Below are 20,291 nucleotides of genomic sequence, written 5' to 3'. Positions count from 1 at the left end.
GCTGTCTATTTATGGGCATAAATTACCGAACTGCATCCAACCCTACAAATTTAAAGCTCCGCAAAATTAAACTAGACACAAATTAGACTTAAAGACTCTCTCACCTGTTTAATAGTTAATTCTAAACGGGTGACAATTTCATCACATTGACTTTCTGTAATGATAAAGGGTGGCGAAATTAAAATGTGATCCCCGTCTACTTTAATACCAGTACCAAATCTACCTCTGAGGATTAACCCATTTTTAAAACCTTGTTGGACAACTGTTTCCGAGATATGCAGCGATCGCTCAAAAGGTTGATGAGTTTCCCGATTCTTGACAAACTCCAGTCCCAACAATAAACCTTCTCCACGAACATCCCCAATCAGAGGCTCTCTATCAGCCAGTTTTTGCAACTCTTTTTTTAAGTACTTACCGATAGCTGCACATTGCTCAATTAGATTATGCTTGAGAATGTATTTTTGCACAGCTAAAGCGGCAGCACAACTGATGGGATGTCCAGAATAGGTTAAAAATGTAGGCAATCCCTTTCTCTTACTCTTCGTAAAAGTCTCATAAACACGCTTGTGCAGAATAACCGCTCCTATAGGAGCATATCCACTACTTAAACCTTTAGTTGCAGTAATAATGTCTGGTATAGCGTTCCAGTGTTCAATCCCAAAATTTTTACCTGTTCGACCAAAACCCGTGATCACTTCCTCAGAGATAAACAAGATGTCATAAAAATCACATATTTCCCGAATTTTTTCATAATAACCCGGTGGTGGCACAATAGCACTTCCAGCCCCACCAATAATAGGTTCAGCTATGAAAGCAGCTATGGTATCTGGTCCTTCCTGTTCAATAGTTCTAGCTAATTCATTTGCACAAGCTAGTTGGCAACTAGGATAAGTCAAACCATATGGACATTGATAACAGTGTGGTGCTTGAATATGCGGAAAGTTGAGTAAGTCGAAAGGAGGCAAATCACGTCGCACAAAGAGACTACCAGTCATAGCTACGGTAGCAATAGTTCTCCCATGATAACTATGCCAACGCGCAATCATTTTATACTTGCCAGGTTTTCCTCTTTCTCGATGATAATGTTGGGCAATTTGGAAAGCTATTTCATTAGCCGTTGAACCCCCAGTTACAAAAGCCACACGATCCATGTCCTCTGGTGCCATTGCTGCCACCACATCAGCCAAACGTTCCTGGGCTTCACTGGTAAATTGGGCTTTATGAACAAAGCAGAGTTTACGAGCTTGTTCGGCTATAGCATCAGCTACTTCCGCTACACCATGTCCTATGGAAATAACATGAGTACCACCAATGGCATCTAAATACTGTTTACCATCTGAATCATATAAATATATACCTTGACCATATTCTGCTACTGGATAAGATTTATGCCAACCGGCTGCATAAAAAACGTGTGATTCTGCTTGTTCCATTTTTACTAACCTTGTCAATACCTTTGCTAAAAAAATAGGATGAAAAGAGGGCTGATATAGTAGAGTTATTGTCTTCTAAAACAAAAACTCAAAAACCATAAACAGCCTAAGTTAAACATCATAACACTATTGCAATGCTTCCTAGTCCTTTCATGAGCGAGTATTTTTTGATACTTTACTGACCAGTGTTACCGAAAAGTAGTCTGATCCAGTCTGGAGTGTCCGTTTATAGTCTCCCAATACCCTGTGGCGACTATACCTAGTTTACTATAAACCCGTCCTAAAAGGACGGGGCTTGTATCCGATTTTTTTCGGTCAAGAAACAATATTACTCACCTAATGCAGTCCAACTTGACCAAAGTGAAGTAATTTTGGTATCTGCCCAGGTTTTGTATTCTATATCAAATCCTGTTTCTGTTACATTCGTACCCACAACATTAATGCGACTATTAGCTGTATTATCCCCATCTATGCCAGTCAGTGAAACAATCACATTGGGAGGAATAACATAGGAATCTTTAAAATCAATATGGCTGGTATACTTGCGCTCTCCAGTTCCTTGATTGAGAATCCATCCTTGTCCATTTTCAGAAGCACCGGCATAGACATTACCACCTTGAAATCGCAAATAGGGTGAAATCATTTCCCACTCTTGGGCAGCTTGTGCTGGAGGACAAATCATCAGAGTAGCAATACACAAAATTAAAGACAAAAGCCAAGCAATTTTCTTCATTGTTCTTCCCAATATCTATTGTTTTACTAGATAGGTTGTAAATTTTCCTATTTACCACCAAATGCAGTCCAATTCAAAAATACCGACCAAATCTGGCTATCTGCCCAGGTTTGGTAATTGATGTCAAATCCTGTTGGAGTGACATTTGTAGGTGTGGCTGTAATTCGATTATTGGCGGCATTTAATACATCTAAACCAGAAATTGCCAACACAACAACTGGTTTTTCAGCATAGGCTTCTTTAAAATCAACGTGACGGGTAAATTCACGCTTTCCAGTACCAGTCAAAAGATTCCATTTTTCAGAGTTAGTAGAATAACCATTAACTAACGCTCCCCCCTGAACTTTAAATTCTTTAACATTTTGCAGGTTGAGTTCACTAGTTTGAGCTTGAGCTGATGGTGAAATGAAAAATGTTGTCAAACATAGAATTAGGGACAAAAAGCACAGTATCTTCTTCATTCTTTTCTCCAAACAAAAATTATTGTCTTCAGCAGATTAGCTAAATTTTCTATCAAGCATTATTGCCAAAAGCAGTCCAATTCGACCAAACTGAATAAACTCCGCTATCAGCCCAAGTGCTAAATTCTAAATCGAATCCAGTTAGTGTGATATTAATAGGTTTAACCACAATGCGTTGGTTGGCTAGATTATTTGTATCTAATCCAGTTAGAGAAACAGTGACTGTAGGTATATTTTGATAGGGTTCTTCAAAGTAAATATGAGTCACAAATTGGCGTAATCCCGTTCCGGTTTGAAGATTCCAAAGTTTGGGATTAATAACATAACCGTGATATACAGTACCTCCCTGAGATGTAAAAGTCGGTGAACTTAGTTTCCAGATAGGATCGTTTTCATCTAGAACTGTTACAGATACTGGAGATGAGGTTGTTACTGGAAATGGAGATACGTCAGCTAAAGCTGATGGAGACACAAAAAATGTTGCTAAACACAGAAGTAATGACAAAATCCCCGCAATTCTTTTCATGTTTTCTCACCAAAATTTAATTGTTGATGTAATTTTAGAAACTTTATAGAAATCTGAGAGTAAATGCAGAAATCATTCTACCCTCAGCAATTTCTACAATGACTTCACTATCTCAATGGGCAGTTTTCTCAGTTTTATCCAACCCACCACAAATCAGCAGGTACTTGGTTCACTTGGGATTGAATTAGGGTTGAACGTCTGAATTTTTGTTGAGCTTTATTAGCTTCGTACTGCATTCTACCACCCAGTACAGCTTCAGGAGTTGTAGGCCAATATATTGGTGGTAGGAAAGATGTTTTTTGCATTTCTTCTGTGTATATCCAATAAGGACTAGGTACTGTACCCTTATCAATCATGACTTTTAGTAATTTTTCATGCAGTAATTTTTGCTGATCCCAGTACCTGGCCACACCAACAAGATTATTGTTTTCACGAGGGTCATTTTTCAGATCATACATTTCATATTCAAATTTATTACCATTGTAATTGAAATAAACTGAATACTTCCAATCAGTGGTGCGAATACTGCGGATATACAATGGACAAAGTTTAAATCTCTCTGGTAAGAAGCCATCATCAAAAGTGAAGTGTACACAATCTCTTTCTATACCGTATCTATCCAGTACTTTTTCTTGAGGATTGGTAAATAATGGAGTAAGATCACAACCTTGAAAAGCATACTTAAAGGTATCATAAACCCCCACAATTTTGGCTATGGTTGGCATGATATCAAGTGTACTAGCTAAAACAGTTGTCTCTTGTGGTTCGGGAAATAGTATGGGGTTAGAAATAATTAGAGGAATATTAATTGTTTCCTCATAAGCATTGTAAGGCTTCTCTCTGAGTCCGTGATTCAAACACATTTCACCATGATCAGCAGTACGCACGATCACTGTACTATTAGTCAAGCCTTTTTGATCCAATTCCTAAAGAATATTATTCATATGCTGATTTGCTAATTTCTTTAAGTAAGCGTAGAAATTAACAAACAGTTTTTGACCTTGAGGATCTGAAAGTTTATAGCTAGCTTTTGCTAATAGTTTCTGGGCTTCCTCTAATTTGCCCGCAGCTTTAAGACTCTGTGCCTTTTGTCTCATCTTTGCTGCTCTTTGATTGTCTTTTGCTGTGCTGGCTTGTTTCCAAATTTCTTGAATTTCTGGCTTGGTCGAGAGGTCTTCATTCACGCTTTCTGGAATCGGCATATCAAAGCCCACAAATTCTTCTTCAGAATACCCTGCTTCTGGCTCAAAGTGTGGAGCAGCGTGAATATCATGGGGATTGACTATAGATACAATCAAACAAAATGGACCGTCTTCAGGTTTATAATCCCTAATAAATTGACGAGCACTTCTAGCTCTTTGAAAGACAGCTTGTATATCTGGAGGAAGTTTGTCAAACTCTGGATAGTCAGTACCATCTATATAACGGATGTCATTCTTGTAAGTACCCATCCCAAACTTAGTGAAATCAGCTCTAGCTGTACCCGCATCACCAGGAATCCATCCATCAAAACCATAGGCAACTTTCATGTATTCAATATCGGAATCTTTCCAATTATCAGTACCATTGGTGGGATGACTCAAGTGCCATTTACCTTTCCAAAAAACTTGGTAACCAGCGGCCTTGAGCATGTGAGCTAGATTCAACATATTAGGACGTAGAGCATCCTGAGTAAAGCCTATAGGAGGGTCACTTTCATTTCTAGCATCTGTTTTGGTGCTTACTGATGGTGGTGTTCCTATAGTGTGTAAAACCCCATTTTCTTGAGGATAAGTACTGGTGAGCATCGCTCCTCGACTTGGTGAACAAGCAGCAGTAGCAGTAAACGCCATTTTAAAATTGATACCATTTCTTTTTAAGCGCTGCATTGCTGGTAAGTGCTGTTGTTCAAAACTTTGTGGCCATCTTGAAGCTACGGCAGCACTATCTTGGTCGTTCAGTAAAATTAGAATGTTGGGTTTTGTCGGTAAGCTACCTATTCCAGAGGTCATATTCGGATAACTCCTAATTAATTTGTTGGTTTTTGATCACCTGCTACTGATAAGTAACACATAGCAGTCATCTAGAATTTTGAAATTTTGAAAAAAATTCTAGATAATATAGACGGGTTTAAAAGTGCAAAAGCAAACAATGGTAAACCAGTATCAACAAACTACTATATGGATCAATGCAGTAATAAGTAGGACTTGTTTGTACGTAAAAAGTTCCCTGAACAAAATTGCTGCTTCCACAGTCCATCTAATATATTTAGATAAATCCTAATTTGTTGGTTTTTGCTTACCGATGAGTATAATATACCAATTCTGGAGAATTTTGAAAAATTTTTTTGAAAAATTTTTATGTGTTAATTTTTTTGACAAAATTTGAGAAACAATGATATAGTCTGTACTATGTTTCTCAGTGCCAAAAAAAACAGCGCTGTTTTTGGCAATGTGCTACTTTTGGTAGCCAAAAGATACATTTAACTTTCTAAATCCGTTGAGCCGCTGTAATCTATGGTTAATCGCAAATTCCGTAAATAATCATTAGTTTCAAAAAAACTAAGTATTATTAACTACAGTTGCTCATACCAATTCAGAATAAATACACTGAATATGTCTAAAATACAGGAGACAGTTAACTTCGCTGGGAAATAGATAATGTTGCTAATTCAAGACCTGGAATCCTTAAGTGCAAAAACGGAAAACATCATAACGGACGGGCTACTATCCTGCTCGTATAGAGACATTAAAAATATTTTTGTATACCTAAAAAATTTCTTTGCCCAGCAAGATGTTAGTGCCAAAGATTGTTTAGTGTTAGAGTGTGAAAATTCTTTACCTAGTGCCTTAACATTGTTGTATTTATTAGAGGCTGGTTATAGTTTTTTATTAGTTCCTAAGCAGGTTAAAACATCCTCACCACAAGACTTACAGCAATCTGTTCCCCGATTTTGCCGTTATCGGATCATCCCTGAAAGCCTGACTCATCAAGGGGAAGTAATTAATTGGGAGCAGCCAGAATCTTTTATATTCATTCATGAAAATCAAGAATGGAATAATCACCCTCAAAAAGAAGATGATAGTACCGCAAAACTTTATCTCCGCACATCAGGAAGTACAGGAATTCCCAAGCTTGTAGTTCATTCCCACGCTAAAGTGTGGCAAAATGCTTTGAACTGTGGACAAAGACTAAATCTGACTAATGATGCTAGGGTAGCAATACCAGTACCCCTTTATCATATGTATGGTTTGGGTGCAGCTTTTCTTCCCAGTGTGTCCGTAGGAGCTTGTATTGATTTACAAAAGGGAGCTAATTTGTTACGCTATCTCCAAAGAGAGCAAGAATTTAATCCCAATGTAGCTTTTATGACTCCAGTTTTCTGTGAAACTTTGCTAAAAGGGCGTAAATCTTCCCGACCATACAACCTCACAGTAGCGGCCGGTGACGCTATCAAGGAAGATACATTTATAAAATATGAATCTCAGTTTGGTTGCTTGGTGAGACTATACGGTAGTACAGAAATGGGAGTAATGGCAGCAGCTAGTCCAGAAGATCCCTTAGAAGTTCGTATGCAAAAGTTAGGTTTACCTGTGTCAGGTGTGCAGATGCGGGTGGAACAAAGTCAAGGAGAATTTACCAATGATAATCATGATGTGGGTGAACTTTGGTGTCAGCATGAATATGGCTTTGAGGCCTATATTGATCGAGATGGACAAACCATATATGAAAATGTAGATTGTAATTGGTTTTCTACCAAAGATTTGGGTCGCATTAGTTCAGATGGTTATTTAGAAGTTTTAGGTCGCTCTGATCGCAGTGTGAAGCGAGATGGCCTTTTGGTTATATTCTCAGATATAGAAAAGGCGATTCAGACTATTCCGGGTATAGAAGCGGTGGTAGTTGAAGCACAAGGAGACAGTCAAAGGGGGAAAGGACTGATTGCATACTGTGTTCTCACCAAAAATAGTCAGTTGTCAGAAAAAGAGATTCGGGCATCCTGTTTTCAACTGTTACCTAAAAGAGCAATTCCTGAACACATATTGCTTCTGCCGTCTTTACCTTTATTATCTAATGGTAAAGTAGATCGACAAACGCTTATTGCTATAGGCAACAAAACAGATTTCACAAATTTAGTTAGGAGATAATCACTATGTCTGCTACTGTAGTAGATAAATTGAAAAAAATTATTGCTGAAGAACTGGATGTCAATCTCCAGGCTGAAGAAATTGATGAAAGTTTACCATTATTTGAGGATGGATTAGGCTTTGATTCTATTGCCACTGTTGAGTTAATCTCTTTAATGGAAAATCATTTTTCTATTAATTTTTCTGATTCTGAGCTAAATCTGGCCTCATTTAGTAATTTACAAGTACTGGCTGAATTTATTGCTAAAAAAATGGAATCTTGAGAGATTCAACAAATTTAGTAAACAACATAATTCTTTGTTGAAGATATTTTGTGATCCAGTTTAATTAATAACATACAATCGCTTAAAAAAATCGCAGAAAAAAGTTATGACTTTACTTGCTGAACTTAACACTACAGAACTTCATCCCCAGCGTCTAACTTTAACTCCTAACTATCCACCCTTTAAGCAGTGGAAGAAGGAAGCTTTAGAGGAAAGATTGAAACCGCAGCCAATCTGCCTTTATGTCCATATTCCTTTTTGTACTCAAAGATGCTCGTTCTGTTACTACAAAACTATTGATTTAAAAGAAAGACCAGAAGTGCAAGGATATGTTGATCATCTTTGCCAAGAAATTAAAATGGCTGCGGAACGTTTCCAACTTAGTAATAGACCAATTCACGCGGTTTATTTCGGTGGGGGAACTCCTACTTTATTAGTAGAGTCACAATTTGTCCAAATCGTCGAAGCTTTACAGGAAAACTTCAAGTTTTTTGGAGAAAAGAAACAATTTTCTGTTGAAGGTGAACCATTAACAATTTCCAAATCTAAGATGGAAATCTTAGCTCAATTGGGAGTAAATCGTCTGAGCATGGGTGTACAATCTTTTGACGATAAAGTAATTAAATTGAGCGGTAGAGGACACGACGAAAAACAAGCTTACAGAGCTATAGATATTGCCCAGAAAGCAGGTCAAGGTAAATGGGCAATTAATATTGATTTGTTGAGTGGATTAGCAGGAGAAACTAATGAAACTTGGCGCAATAGCCTAGAATGTGCGATTAATACAGGAGTAGAAAGCATCACTGTTTATAAAATGGAAGCATTTGCGAACACTGAAGTTTATAAACTTGGTGTTCGAGAAGAAGTTGTTCATCTACCATCAGATGAACAAGAAATACAATTTATGCAGTATGCAATGGACAGATTTGCACAAGCTAATTACCAACCTTGGAGCTATTTTACCTATACCAAAAATAATAGCGATCGCAGTGAATATATTGCTAACATTTGGCAGGGAATGGATTTCTATGGTTTAGGAGTTTCGGCCTTTGGTTGTTTAGAAGATTCCATTCTCCAAAACAGTAGCGATACAGACAAGTACTCAGCAATGATTGCTGCTGGAGAACTACCTCTAGCCCGTGGATACCGCTTCACTGGTTTGGATCTGATGGTGCGGGATGTGTTACTAGGTATGAAATTACTGCGTCTAGATTTGAAAAAGTTTCAAAAAAGACATGGTTTCAGACTAGAATCCCTATGTTCTGACTTATTGACCAAACTCCAAAGAGAAGATTTTATCACCATATCTCAACAACATATAGAATTAACTGCAAAAGGTATTCTCTATGGAGATTATGTGGGACAAACTTTGGCAGATTATATTAAGAACATGAATTAGGGAGTTTCTTTAAACATGATTGTATCTAATGACGTTCCCTACTTGCCAAGTCGTGATAGTCAACCGACCTGGAAACCTGATGGTTTACAGATATTGACCCCAACAGAAATTGGCAAACTAACCACCAAAATACTTTCAGAACTAGAAAACTCCCAGATATCTCCTCAGGAGTTACAAAAACTGAGTACAGGTATTCAGGAATTTAGACGCAATTGGGAAAAAGCTTTTTCCCGATTTGGTAATCAATATTCTGGAGAATTGACTTACCGAAATCTCATTCTCAACTTTGAGGAGACAATAAGACTACCACAATTGGAGAGTAGGAACGACATTAGTACAATTACTTCGATGTTATCAACATCTAAATCTTCTAGTAGACAATTATCTAGTAAGCAATTGTTATTAGCCAGAAATAAACTCAAAGCTAAACCACAACTCAATAGAAATGCTTGCTATCAAGTTGTAGAAAATTTAGAACTGCAAAAAAGTTATCAGCGTCTGCTGACATTACCTAAACATTTGCAGATTTTGCAATTATTTAAATCACCCTCAACTTTAGAAGAAATAGAACATTGTTTACCTTCAGAATGGGAGATTCCACCAACTGAAATAGCCGATATAGTACAGAAATTAATTGATTTAGAATTACTTACAGAAAATTTTCCCCTCCCGAAATTTACCAAACCAATCTTTATTGTCTCTGCACCGAGAGCAGGTAGTACCCTGTTGTTTGAAACTTTAGCTCAGTTTCCCGACTTATGGACAATTGGAGATGAAAGTCATAAAATTATAGAAGGGATTCCCGAACTACACCCAGCAGCAAAAAATTTTAGTTCTAACCGCTTGACCCAAGATGATGTGCTACCTCATATACCGACAATTCTAACAGAACGATTCACCAGACAACTACAAGATAGAGAAGCACGAGGATACCTAAATTTTCCCATTAACGAGCGTCTTTCCATCATTCGATTTCTCGAAAAAACCCCTAAAAATGCGCTGCGAATTCCTTTTTTGAAAACTGTATTTCCAGAAGCATTGTTTATTTACTTATATCGAGAACCGCGAGGAAATATCAGTAGTTTGATGGAAGGATGGAGGTCGCAACGTTTTCCCTCATATCAATTTCTTTCTGGTTGGCCTTATCGTCAATGGTGTTTTCTCCTCACTCCTGGATGGGAATCTTTGCAGGAAGCTTCTATAGTAGAAATTGCCGCCCATCAGTGGTATACTGCTAATGCTTATATTTTAGATGATTTAGAAACCCTGCCCCAAAAATCCTGGCATCTAGTCAACTACTATGACTTAATTCAAGATCCGAAAAAAACCATCAGCCAAATCGCTGAATTTGCCCAATTGCGCGGGGATCAACATATCGAAGAAATTTTATCTCAATCTCTGCCTGTAGCTAGAAGAACTTTGTCGGAACCATCATCGGATAAATGGCGCAAAAATGAAAAGGAAATTGAGGCAGTATTGCCCGGTTTAGAACCCCTATTGATTCGATTAAAAAACAAGATCTCATAAATGTATAATTTTTTGATTACCAAGGAAAATCAAACCAGATGCAAACTAAAGAATTGAACGGAATAGAAGTAGATTTAGAAGAATCATTGACCAACAATCACTTAGAGCCATCAAGACTCAGCACATTCCAAAGAATTATTTTGACAACAGATGGTACGTTAACTGAGATATTAGAATCTTATTTAATGGAAAAAATTCAGATTATTAAATTATCTGAAAAACCTGTATTAACTGCCCAACCGATTCACGCATTAGACCTAAAAACTGGTGATGACGTAATTGAAAGAAAAATCTTACTTCAGGGTAAAATTAGTAGAAGAAATTGGATTTATGCTGAGTCTGTGATTGTTCCATCTAGATTAGATGAAATATTTAGAGAAAGATTACTAAAATCTCAAGAATCAATTGGAAGACTTTGGTTAGAACATCGAGTAGAAACATTTAAAGAAATCATTGATTCAGCTAGAGAAAGAGCAGGGGATTTATCAGACTACTTCAAGATTAAAAAAGAAGATAAAATCCTGTCTCGGACTTATCGAGTATTTTCTAATCGTCAGCCCATAATGATTATTACAGAAAAATTTCCCGAAAGCTATTTTGTCTAAAAATTAGGAATAGGAAAATCCTCCATAATTGAAAACATAATTTTATGCTCATATCTTACGAACATCAATTCATTTTCTTTCATGTTACGAAAGCAGCTGGCACAAGTATTAGAGATGCCCTCAAAGACTATGCAAAAGAACCAGAAAAATTTAAGATCGCTCGACCACAAGAAAAATTAGGGGATAGTATCAACCCCCTATATGAAATGTGGAAATCTTCTCTGTGGCACGCAAAAGCAAAAGATGCAAAAAAAGAACTACCTGTGGAAATATATAACAATTTCTATAAGTTTGCTTTTGTAAGAAATCCTTGGGATTGGCAAGTATCCTATTATCATTTTATTCTCAAAGAAGAAACCCATATTAGACATCAACTTGTAAAATCAATGAAAGGGTTTGAGGAATATCTAGAGTGGGTAATCAAGACAAAAAATCCATTTCCTAAAGGAGCGACTAAGTTACAAAAAGAGATTATCACTGATGCCGATGGCAAATTAATTGTTGACTTTATTGGTAGATATGAGAATTTAGAGCAGGACTTCCAACATATTTGTCAGACTCTCAATATCAAAGCCTCTTTACCATATTTGAATGGTTCGGTACATAGAGATTATAGATTATATTATACCGAGTCAACTAAAAAATTAGTTGAAGAATATTTTCAAGAGGACATTAAGTTATTTGGTTATACATTTGATGGATATGATTCCGACTCCAAACCAAACTTGTTTAACCACAAAACACCTTTAGCTGTATAGCATTGCTACTCCTTACTTTGTGTCTACACAAATATGTTCCCAAAAAATCATAGAAATAAATTATGACAACAATAATCCCGTTGGAAAACAAATCCATAATCAATAATCAAAAAGAACACAGAACACTGAGCGATTTAATTGTAGACTACTTAGAATTGCTAGGCATAGAATATGTGTTTGGTATACCAGGTGGTCATAATAGTTCTCTATATGAAGCCTTAGCACGCTCGGAAAAAAGAGGAGGTCCACGAGCTATTTTGACTAGTCATGAAACTGGAGCAGCTTTTATGGCTGACGGTTATGCTCGTGAGACTGGTAAAATTGGCGTGTGCTGTGCGACAACAGGACCAGGGACAACAAATTTAATTACAGGAATAGCGTCTGCGTATGCGGAATGTACTCCCTTATTAGTGATTACAGCACAAACGTTTTTATCACATTTTGGCTGGGGAGCGTTTCAAGAATCTTCCCCTGATACTATAGATACTGTAGCTATGCTAAAGCATTGTACCCGCTACAATAGTTTAGTTACTCATGCTAATCAACTAGAGAGAAAATTATTTACCGCACTGAAAACGGCTTTCGGTTCACCTAAAGGACCTGTTCATTTGAGTATTCCTGTAGATATTTCCCGTCTTCCGGCTCCAGAACCTACTACCTATCCCAACTTATCTGAACTAATTACCCAACCCACATCATTTCTAAATTTACCAGCATTAGAAAATCTTTGGCAAACTCTATATAAGGTATTAATTCAAGGACGTAAAGTTGTTTTATTAATTGGTAAAGACTGTGGGGGAGGAGTAACGGAGATCATTAGATTTGCTGAATTAATTAATGCATTAATTCTGACTACTCAAAGTGGTAAATCTTGTATAGATCCTTATCATCCCTTAGCTAGAGGGGTATTTGGATTTGCTGGGCATAAAACAGCACGTCAAGCTTTAACTGATGAATCAGTTGATTTAATATTAGCAGTTGGTGCTACTTTGGGGCAATGGGAAACATCAGCCTGGGATAAAGCAATACTAAATAATAAATTGGTACATATTCACAATTCAGATATTTATTTTGCCCGTTCTTCTATGGCACAATTGCAAATTCAAGGGGATATTAAGACCATATTTAAGGAATTAATATCCCGACTGGAAACTATGCAAAGTAACGGGAAATTAGATTTGAATTTAAAACTATTATTTCCGCCGCGCCATCATGATCAAAAACTCCAAGACTATCCTAGCCAAATTGAAGTTTTAGAACCAGAAAGTTATCAAAACACAGATACAAAGGTCTGTGTTAAACCACAACAGTTAATTAGTGCATTATTGAGAAATCTTCCTCCAGAAACTCGGTTTCAAGTTGATATTGGTAACTGGTTATCTTGGAGTATTCATTATTTATTTCCACCATGTCCAGAAAATTATCGTTTAGCTATCGAAACGGCAGCTATGGGGTGGGGAATTGGTAGTGCAGTTGGTACAGCTTTAGGAGTCAAAAACACACCAGTTGTTTGTCTTACCGGTGATGGTTGCTTTTTAATGCATGGAAATGAACTAGCTGTTGCGGTTGTAGAAAAGTTGCCAATAATATTTGTGATTTTAAATGATAAATGTTATGGAATGGTGAAACATCGCCATCGACAGACAGGAAAAGAACCTCTAGAATTTACTTTACCAACAGTAGATTTTAGTTTAATGGCTAAAGCTATGGGAGCAAATAGTTATATTATCCGTCACGCTCAAGATTTAGAAAAGTTGAATTTCGAGGCAATTTATAGTTACCCTGGTCCAACGGTATTGGATGTGCATATTGATTCTGAGAAAATACCCCCGATGGGTATGTATTAGTTAATAATGTTAATTTCTGGGGAAGTTTATCTAATCTTCCCTCTCCCCTATTCCCTACTCCTTCTTTTCTCCCTATGTCATTTCCTACCTATCGAGTCTTAATTAACTCATTACCTAAAAGTGGTACTCATTTATTAGCTAAAGCTATAGAAATCTTGGGTTATCAAGAGCATTTTGATCATGAAAATCATGATTCTAGCCCTATACCTTGGTTTTTAAATTATCGAGAGGTGAGAAAAAAATTAAGCGATGAAGAAAAACTAACCAGCACAGAATACAGTAACGAAAAAATCAGTATTGGTGCATTAACACCTTGTTATGTCAATGTAGCTACCTTGCGGAATTGGTTAGATACCATACCAGAAAAAAAGTATATTTTGGGACATATTCCTTGGACCCCAGTTTTAAGTTCTGTCTTGTCCGAAATCAAATATCATCATTTATTTATCATTCGAGATCCTCGTGCAGTAGTTGCTTCTTCAATTCCATTTATTTTGGATACAGGAAAAATGCCATCCTCGCATTTTTTAGAGGATGATTTGCAAATCATGTCTTCAATAGAGCGATTAAAATTTCTTTTAGAAGGAGGATATGCCCCAAAAGCTGGGCTAAAAATTAATAATTTTGCAGCAGTTTATCGTTCAATGTTAGCTTGGAGAAATGAGCCAAACTGTTTATTTACAAATTTTGAAGATTTAGTTGGTGAGCAAGGTGGAGGAACTGGTGAAAAGCAAATTAATGTTGTCAAAAAGATTGCTAATTATTTGGAAATTCCTTTTGATGAGAATATTTATTCTCAATTAACAGAAATTTATAGTCCTGCGGCCAGAACTTTTAGAACTGGCAAAATTGATAAGTGGAAGGATTCATTAGATGCCGAAAGTATTGAATACTTGGTTGAATACTGCAAACCACTTTGCCAAGAAGCTGGATACGACATTTAAGTACAATTTATAAACAAATATAAGCAAATATGATAAATTCTGATATTCAAAGCTTTAACTTACAAGCAGAGGCTGTTTTAAATCCCTCTATTCAATTTAAGAATCCCTTATCTAAAAATTTAAAAGCTCCCAAATCTATCTTTTTAACAGGAGCAACAGGTTTTCTTGGCGCTTATTTACTAGAGGAACTTCTCCAGAAAACAACGGCAGATATTTATTGTCTAATTCGTACCAGTGATGTTGCATCAGGACAAAAACGAATTAAAGAGCATTTACAACTTTATTCCCTTTGGCAAGAAAAGCTCAGTTCCCGAATTATTCCTGTAGTTGGAGATTTAGCTCAACCCCTATTTGGTCTGACAAAAGAACATTTTCATGAATTAGCCAATCAAATTGATATTATTTATCACAATGGAGCCTGGGTTAATTCTGCTTGTCCTTACTCAACTTTAAAACCTACTAATGTTTTAGGTACTCAAGAAGTACTTTACTTAGCTAGTCTTTCACAAACTAAACCAGTCCATTTTATTTCCACGGTAGGCATTTTTTTCAATTCTGCGTTTAATCCACTGCAACCAGTAAAAGAAGCAGATATACCTGAATTATTGACTCTGACAGGGGGTTATAGACAAAGTAAATGGGTAGCAGAACAGTTAGTGATGACAGCGCAATCAAGAGGATTACCTGCTTGTATTTATAGACCTTCAAGAATCATGGGACATAGCCAAACTGGAATTAATAGTAACTTCCAAGATGCTTTATGTATTTTGCTGAAAGGATGTATTAAATTAAAGAAGTTCCCCATAATTGAAACAGATCTAAATTTGGTTCCAGTTGATTATGTAAGTCAAGCTGTTGTTCATTTGTCCCTGTTAGATAAATATTCAAATCAGACATTTCATTTAACAAATTCTCAGCAAATTAATTGGCATGATTGGTTTGATGCTATTGACTCTTTTGGCTATCCTTTACAGAAAGTTAGCTATGATGATTTTTTAGTGACAATTGGGGATTACGCTACTAAATATCCCCATGATAATCTTTATTCCTCTTTACTATTGCTGTTGAGTTCTTCAGACACATTTCTCACGAAAAAGAAACCAGAGTTTGATACACATTATGCTTTAGCAGGGTTAGCAGGAACATCAATTATTTGCCCTCTGGTAGACAAAAAATTAATTACTACTTACCTGGAGTATTTTCGTCACAGTGGTTATTTTCCCACTTTGCCAGAAAAATCTGTAAACAGTACCAAAACTCCCGCTTTCTGGAAAGCAATTACAACTAGTATTAAGTCAAAAAATCAAGCTTTTGCAATTCAACCCGTTCCTCGCAATCAAAATTTACCTCTGTCCTTTGCACAAGAACGACTGTGGTTAATTGATAGATTAGACCCTGGCAATCCTGTTCATAATCTACGTGCAGTTTTTCGTCTCCAAGGTTTACTGAATATAACTGCTTTAGAGCAAAGTTGGATAGAAATAATTAGACGACATGAAATCCTCCGCACTACATTTAATTTGGTGAATGGACAACCTGTGCAGGTCATTACCAATGATCCCACCTTTGAGTTACAAACAATCGACCTGCAAGAACTTTCATCTTCAGAACAAGAAAGTGAAATTCGACGACTGGCAATTGTATTAGCACAAGAACCTTTCAACCTGATTGAGGGTCCATTATTGCGTGTCAAACTACTCTGTTTATCAGCAGAAGAACACTTACTTTTGCGAATAACTCATCATATTGTGACTGATATTTGGTCTGGCACCGTATTGATGCGAGAATTAGCAACTCTATACACAGCTTTTTGTACTGGAAAACCCTCACCTCTTTCGGAATTACCTATTCAGTATGTAGACTTTGCCCAATCACAACGACAATGGTTGCAAAGTCAAGTCCTCGAATCTCAAATTAACTATTGGAAACAACAATTAAGTGGTGATATTTCTCCACTGCAATTACCTACTGATTTTCCATCCTCTCAAATACCTAGCTATCGAGGAGCGTTTCAATCACTAGCGTTACCACAAGAATTAACTGAAAATCTGAAAACCTTAAGTCACCAAGCAGGAGTTTCTCTATTTGTAACTTTATTAGCAGGATTTCAGATGTTACTTTATCAATATTCAGGACAAGAAGATATTATCCTCTCTTCACCGATTGCTGGTCGTCAGCAAAATGAAACCAAAAAGCTAATAGGCTACTTTAGTAATCTAGTGCTTCTGCGTACTAATCTTGGACAAAATCCTAGTTTTTTAGAATTACTCAGTCGAGTCAGTCGAGTTACTTTAGAAGCGCAAGAATTTCAACATTTATCTTTTCAACAGCTAGAAACATCTGTCAATATATCTAGTAAGATATTCAGTCGAGTGATGTTTACCTTGCAAAATGTTCTCAGTTTGCCTCAAAAACTAGGAGAAGCAAACATAAGCTTAGTAGAGATGAATGAAGGAATCTCTAATTTTGATTTATCCCTTTCTATGAAAGAGAAACAGCAGCAGCTAATTGCAATAATCCGCTACAAAACAGATCTGTTCCAAGAATCTACAATCTTAGAAATACTCCAGAATTTTCAAATTTTGCTGACAGATATTATCACCAATCCAGAACGAAAATTATTAGACTTACCCTTATTAAGGTCAGTCAAAACTAATATACCTGTTCACCAACCTGAAATAGCTTATATAGCTCCTACTAACCAAATCGAGGAAACTATTGCGGCTATTTGGCAAGGGGTGCTTGGTGTAGAAAAAATTGGTATCCATACCAATTTCTTTGACTTAGGAGGTCGCTCTTTAGCCATGATTCGGATTTGTCAGCAAATACAACAAATCTGCGTTCGGGAACTAAGTAGTGAATCTCATAGTCAAATTTCAGTAGGTGAGTTGTTTAAACATCCCACTATTAATGGCATGGCACAGGTATTATATAAAACGAAGGAGGAGATAGGGAGATAGGGAGTAGAGAGTATCGGAAGTATATGGAGTTTTTAAGCACCAACGCTAATAAAACTTAAATATCAGTCTTGTACTAAGTTTTGATTCTTAAATATCGGGTTCATTCAAAAAATAAAAAATAGGAAATTAACATGAAATATTCTGGATTAACCTTATGGTTTACAGGGTTAAGTGGTGCTGGTAAAACTACCGTTTCTCAGGGGGTAGAATTGGAATTAAAAAAACGAGGTTGTCCAGTAGAAGTTTTAGATGGGGATGTGGTGAGAACTCATCTTTCCCAAGGTTTAGGTTTCAGCAAAGAAGACCGGGATATTAATGTTCATCGCATTGGATTTGTGGCCAGTCTGTTGAGTCGTCATCAAGTAATTGTCATTGTTTCTGCTATTAGTCCCTATAGAGAAACGAGAGAAAAAGTAAGACAGATGACAGAAAATTTTGTAGAAGTTTATGTTAAAGCATCTTTAGAAACCTGTGAAGACAGGGACGTTAAAGGTTTATATGCCAAAGCTAGATCTGGAAAAATTAAAGGATTTACAGGCATTGATGACCCCTATGAAGAACCTATAAATCCAGAAATTATTTGTAATACAGAACGGGAAAGTATTGATGAAAGTGTTGTTAAGGTAATACATTACTTGGAAAAAATGGGATATATTCCAGTATGTGATATTCCCAAAGCTCAATTAACTAATGTCTAAAGTTAATTGGTAATTATTAAATTCTTGGAAACCTTAATAATAGGTTTAAGATTGGTATAAATATCTATCTGAAACCGACTTTAATTTTTAGTTGTTCAACTTCATATAGATAGGGCTTGCTGAATAAGTTGTCTGTGAGGGCAGGGAACTCTTAACTCTTAACAGGGAACAGTTTTAACTGTTTGGATATCCTCAATTTTCCAAATCCGACAAAGAAAAATGCAATTCATTTTGAGACACAATTAGCCAAAACCTGGCACTTTTTTGTGGTAAAAATCCGCGAAACCCTTTCTTAATAAATGGTTTTAGGTTTATATGGCTAACGCCACGCTACGCTATCAGCAAGCCCTAGATGTAGAGTCAATCCAAAATCCAAAATCTAAAATCTAAAATCTAAAATTGATATGACTGAATCTTCACTTTATCAACCCCAAAAGAATATTCTCTTAGAAGCATTTTCTAAAGATGCTACCATAGCTCTAAGCATCCAAGTTTGTAATATATTGATAACTTATTTAGTGCAAATCTGTCTAGCACAATGGATGGGACAAACTGAATATGGTATTTATGAATATGTTAATTCTTGGGCTTTGCTTTTAGCAATCCCCGCTTGTTTAGGTTTACCTCGTACATCTGTGCGTTTAATTTCAGAATATAGAGTTAAACACGACTGGGGACGTTTACGTGGTATTCTGCGGTTTAGTTGGTTTATATCCCTATTGGGAGGCACATTTCTAGCTCTCATCATTGCAGCGATAGTCTGGTATTTGAGTGTTAACTATAACTTTGTATATGGCATACCCATGTTAGTGGGAATGGTATTATTACCATTGCAATCTCTAGTGCATTTGCAGATGGAGACAGCTAGAACAATGGCAACAATCACCTTAGCTTTCATCCCATCAGAAATAATCTGGCCAATCTTAGTATTTTGTGGGGGATATTTCTTATCAAAACAAGGCTATCTTCTCACTAGCTTACCAATGATTTGTGTCGCTATAACTACGTTATTTATTGTAGTTATCGTGCAATTTTGGTTGCTGCATCAGAAAGTAAATAATGATATTGAACCAGCTACCCCGATTTATTCTACTCAAGAATGGTTAGGAATCTCTATTACTTTATTGCTACAGCAAGCATTTTTTACTATCTTAGAGCAGTCTGATATTCTCATGGTTGGTTCTTTCCTCGGTCCAGCACAAGCAGGTATTTATAGCGCCGCAGTCAGAACTGCTCACTGGATAATTATCGTGTTGGTGATCTTAAATAAGATATCTGCACCCAGGTTTGCAACTTTGTATGTTGAAGGAGATATTCCCGGTTTACAAAAACTCGTTACCACCGCTAATTACTGGATATTTTGGCCTAGTTTACTGATTTCTTTGTGTTTAATGTTTTTTACTCAACCAATATTGAGTATTTTTGGACCAGACTTTGTTGATGCTAATTTATCGCTGAAGATATTGGTTATAGGTAGATTATTTGATGCTTTATGTGGTTCGGTCGGTTGTTTAATGGTCATGACAGGTCATCACAAAAAATCCTTACCTGTGATTGGTTATTGCTTAATCATTAATTTAGTTTTACACACAATCGCTATACCTACTTTAGGGATGATCGGATCTGCGATCGCCACTAGCGTGACTATGATTATCTCTAATGTTTGGTTAAGTTTCTTAGTCGTCAAACATATTAAAATCAATCCTTCCATTTTTGTAGGTTTTTTCAATCCAGCGCCTGAGTCTGAGAAAACCCTTAACGGGTAACAATGCGGTTAAAGATAAAATGTATGTGGCAATAATTTGAGAAAATTAAGAAGGCAAAAAATACAAAAAATAGGGGCGCGAAAGCCCCAAAAACAACAAAATGTTACCACAATACTATCAAACAATTTTCCGAAATCATTAAAATATCTATATTTTTATCCTGTTTATCCTTTAATCCTGGACATCCTGATTCTAACAATATTTACTGACAATATTTATTAATAAATCTATTAATAAATCTATT

The 20,291-nt window shown here is 36.4% G+C and carries 17 protein-coding genes; 11 read left to right on the top strand and 6 right to left on the bottom strand.

Annotated features, from left to right (window positions below; all coding sequences use genetic code 11):
• Window positions 1-71 precede the first annotated feature (71 nt).
• The 6 genes from FFO06_RS07900 to FFO06_RS07875 all read right to left on the bottom strand — a co-directional run bounded on the left by FFO06_RS07900 (window position 72) and on the right by FFO06_RS07875 (window position 5,144).
• Window positions 72-1,433 carry an aminotransferase family protein gene (locus FFO06_RS07900; protein WP_137907547.1) on the bottom strand — a complete coding sequence of 454 codons (1,362 nt, stop codon included), beginning with the start codon at window positions 1,431-1,433 and terminating at the stop codon, window positions 72-74.
• A 328-nt stretch (window positions 1,434-1,761) separates the two neighbouring features.
• Window positions 1,762-2,166, bottom strand: coding sequence for an H-type lectin domain-containing protein (locus tag FFO06_RS07895; protein WP_137907546.1), 405 nt, complete (start codon window positions 2,164-2,166; stop codon window positions 1,762-1,764).
• Window positions 2,167-2,213: 47 nt separating this feature from the next.
• The gene (locus FFO06_RS07890) at window positions 2,214-2,627 is read right to left on the bottom strand and encodes an H-type lectin domain-containing protein (protein ID WP_137907545.1); all 414 of its coding nucleotides are present in this window, start codon (window positions 2,625-2,627) and stop codon (window positions 2,214-2,216) included.
• A 52-nt stretch (window positions 2,628-2,679) separates the two neighbouring features.
• Window positions 2,680-3,153 (bottom strand): H-type lectin domain-containing protein, encoded by a 474-nt coding sequence (locus tag FFO06_RS07885; protein WP_137907544.1) that lies wholly within the window; start codon window positions 3,151-3,153, stop codon window positions 2,680-2,682.
• Window positions 3,154-3,287: 134 nt separating this feature from the next.
• Window positions 3,288-4,076, bottom strand: coding sequence for a sulfatase/phosphatase domain-containing protein (locus tag FFO06_RS07880; protein WP_137907543.1), 789 nt, complete (start codon window positions 4,074-4,076; stop codon window positions 3,288-3,290).
• 3 nt (window positions 4,077-4,079) lie between these two features.
• Entirely contained in the window at window positions 4,080-5,144 is a 1,065-nt protein-coding gene (locus FFO06_RS07875) for a sulfatase-like hydrolase/transferase (protein ID WP_137907542.1), read from the bottom strand.
• A gap of 648 nt (window positions 5,145-5,792) precedes the next feature.
• On the opposite strand from FFO06_RS07875, the gene FFO06_RS07870 reads away from it, so the two are divergent.
• The 11 genes from FFO06_RS07870 (at window position 5,793) to FFO06_RS07820 (ending at window position 20,047) form a co-directional block, all read left to right on the top strand.
• Window positions 5,793-7,280 carry a class I adenylate-forming enzyme family protein gene (locus FFO06_RS07870; protein WP_137907541.1) on the top strand — a complete coding sequence of 496 codons (1,488 nt, stop codon included), beginning with the start codon at window positions 5,793-5,795 and terminating at the stop codon, window positions 7,278-7,280.
• Between the two features lie 5 nt (window positions 7,281-7,285).
• A complete protein-coding gene (locus FFO06_RS07865; RefSeq protein ID WP_137907540.1) occupies window positions 7,286-7,543 on the top strand; it encodes an acyl carrier protein in 258 nt (85 codons plus the stop codon).
• A gap of 106 nt (window positions 7,544-7,649) precedes the next feature.
• On the top strand, window positions 7,650-8,942 hold the full coding sequence (locus FFO06_RS07860) for a coproporphyrinogen-III oxidase family protein (protein WP_137907539.1): 1,293 nt from the start codon (window positions 7,650-7,652) through the stop codon (window positions 8,940-8,942).
• Between the two features lie 15 nt (window positions 8,943-8,957).
• On the top strand, window positions 8,958-10,469 hold the full coding sequence (locus FFO06_RS07855) for a sulfotransferase family protein (protein WP_201275441.1): 1,512 nt from the start codon (window positions 8,958-8,960) through the stop codon (window positions 10,467-10,469).
• A 38-nt stretch (window positions 10,470-10,507) separates the two neighbouring features.
• On the top strand, window positions 10,508-11,074 hold the full coding sequence (locus tag FFO06_RS07850; protein ID WP_137907538.1) for a chorismate--pyruvate lyase family protein: 567 nt from the start codon (window positions 10,508-10,510) through the stop codon (window positions 11,072-11,074).
• 44 nt (window positions 11,075-11,118) lie between these two features.
• Entirely contained in the window at window positions 11,119-11,832 is a 714-nt protein-coding gene (locus FFO06_RS07845) for a sulfotransferase family 2 domain-containing protein (protein WP_137907537.1), read from the top strand.
• A 62-nt stretch (window positions 11,833-11,894) separates the two neighbouring features.
• A complete protein-coding gene (locus FFO06_RS07840; protein ID WP_137907536.1) occupies window positions 11,895-13,679 on the top strand; it encodes a thiamine pyrophosphate-binding protein in 1,785 nt (594 codons plus the stop codon).
• Window positions 13,680-13,753: 74 nt separating this feature from the next.
• Window positions 13,754-14,623 (top strand): sulfotransferase domain-containing protein, encoded by an 870-nt coding sequence (locus FFO06_RS07835; protein WP_137907535.1) that lies wholly within the window; start codon window positions 13,754-13,756, stop codon window positions 14,621-14,623.
• A gap of 29 nt (window positions 14,624-14,652) precedes the next feature.
• Window positions 14,653-17,583 carry a thioester reductase domain-containing protein gene (locus FFO06_RS07830; RefSeq protein WP_137907534.1) on the top strand — a complete coding sequence of 977 codons (2,931 nt, stop codon included), beginning with the start codon at window positions 14,653-14,655 and terminating at the stop codon, window positions 17,581-17,583.
• Between the two features lie 131 nt (window positions 17,584-17,714).
• Complete coding sequence (gene cysC / locus FFO06_RS07825) at window positions 17,715-18,281, top strand: adenylyl-sulfate kinase (RefSeq protein ID WP_137907533.1); 567 nt, start codon at window positions 17,715-17,717, stop codon at window positions 18,279-18,281.
• A gap of 404 nt (window positions 18,282-18,685) precedes the next feature.
• Window positions 18,686-20,047, top strand: coding sequence for a lipopolysaccharide biosynthesis protein (locus FFO06_RS07820; protein WP_137907532.1), 1,362 nt, complete (start codon window positions 18,686-18,688; stop codon window positions 20,045-20,047).
• Window positions 20,048-20,291 lie beyond the last annotated feature (244 nt).

It is taken from the genome of Dolichospermum planctonicum (genome assembly GCF_005402965.1).
Lineage (GTDB): Bacteria > Cyanobacteriota > Cyanobacteriia > Cyanobacteriales > Nostocaceae > Dolichospermum > Dolichospermum planctonicum.
This window is presented reverse-complemented; position numbering and strand designations above follow the sequence as displayed.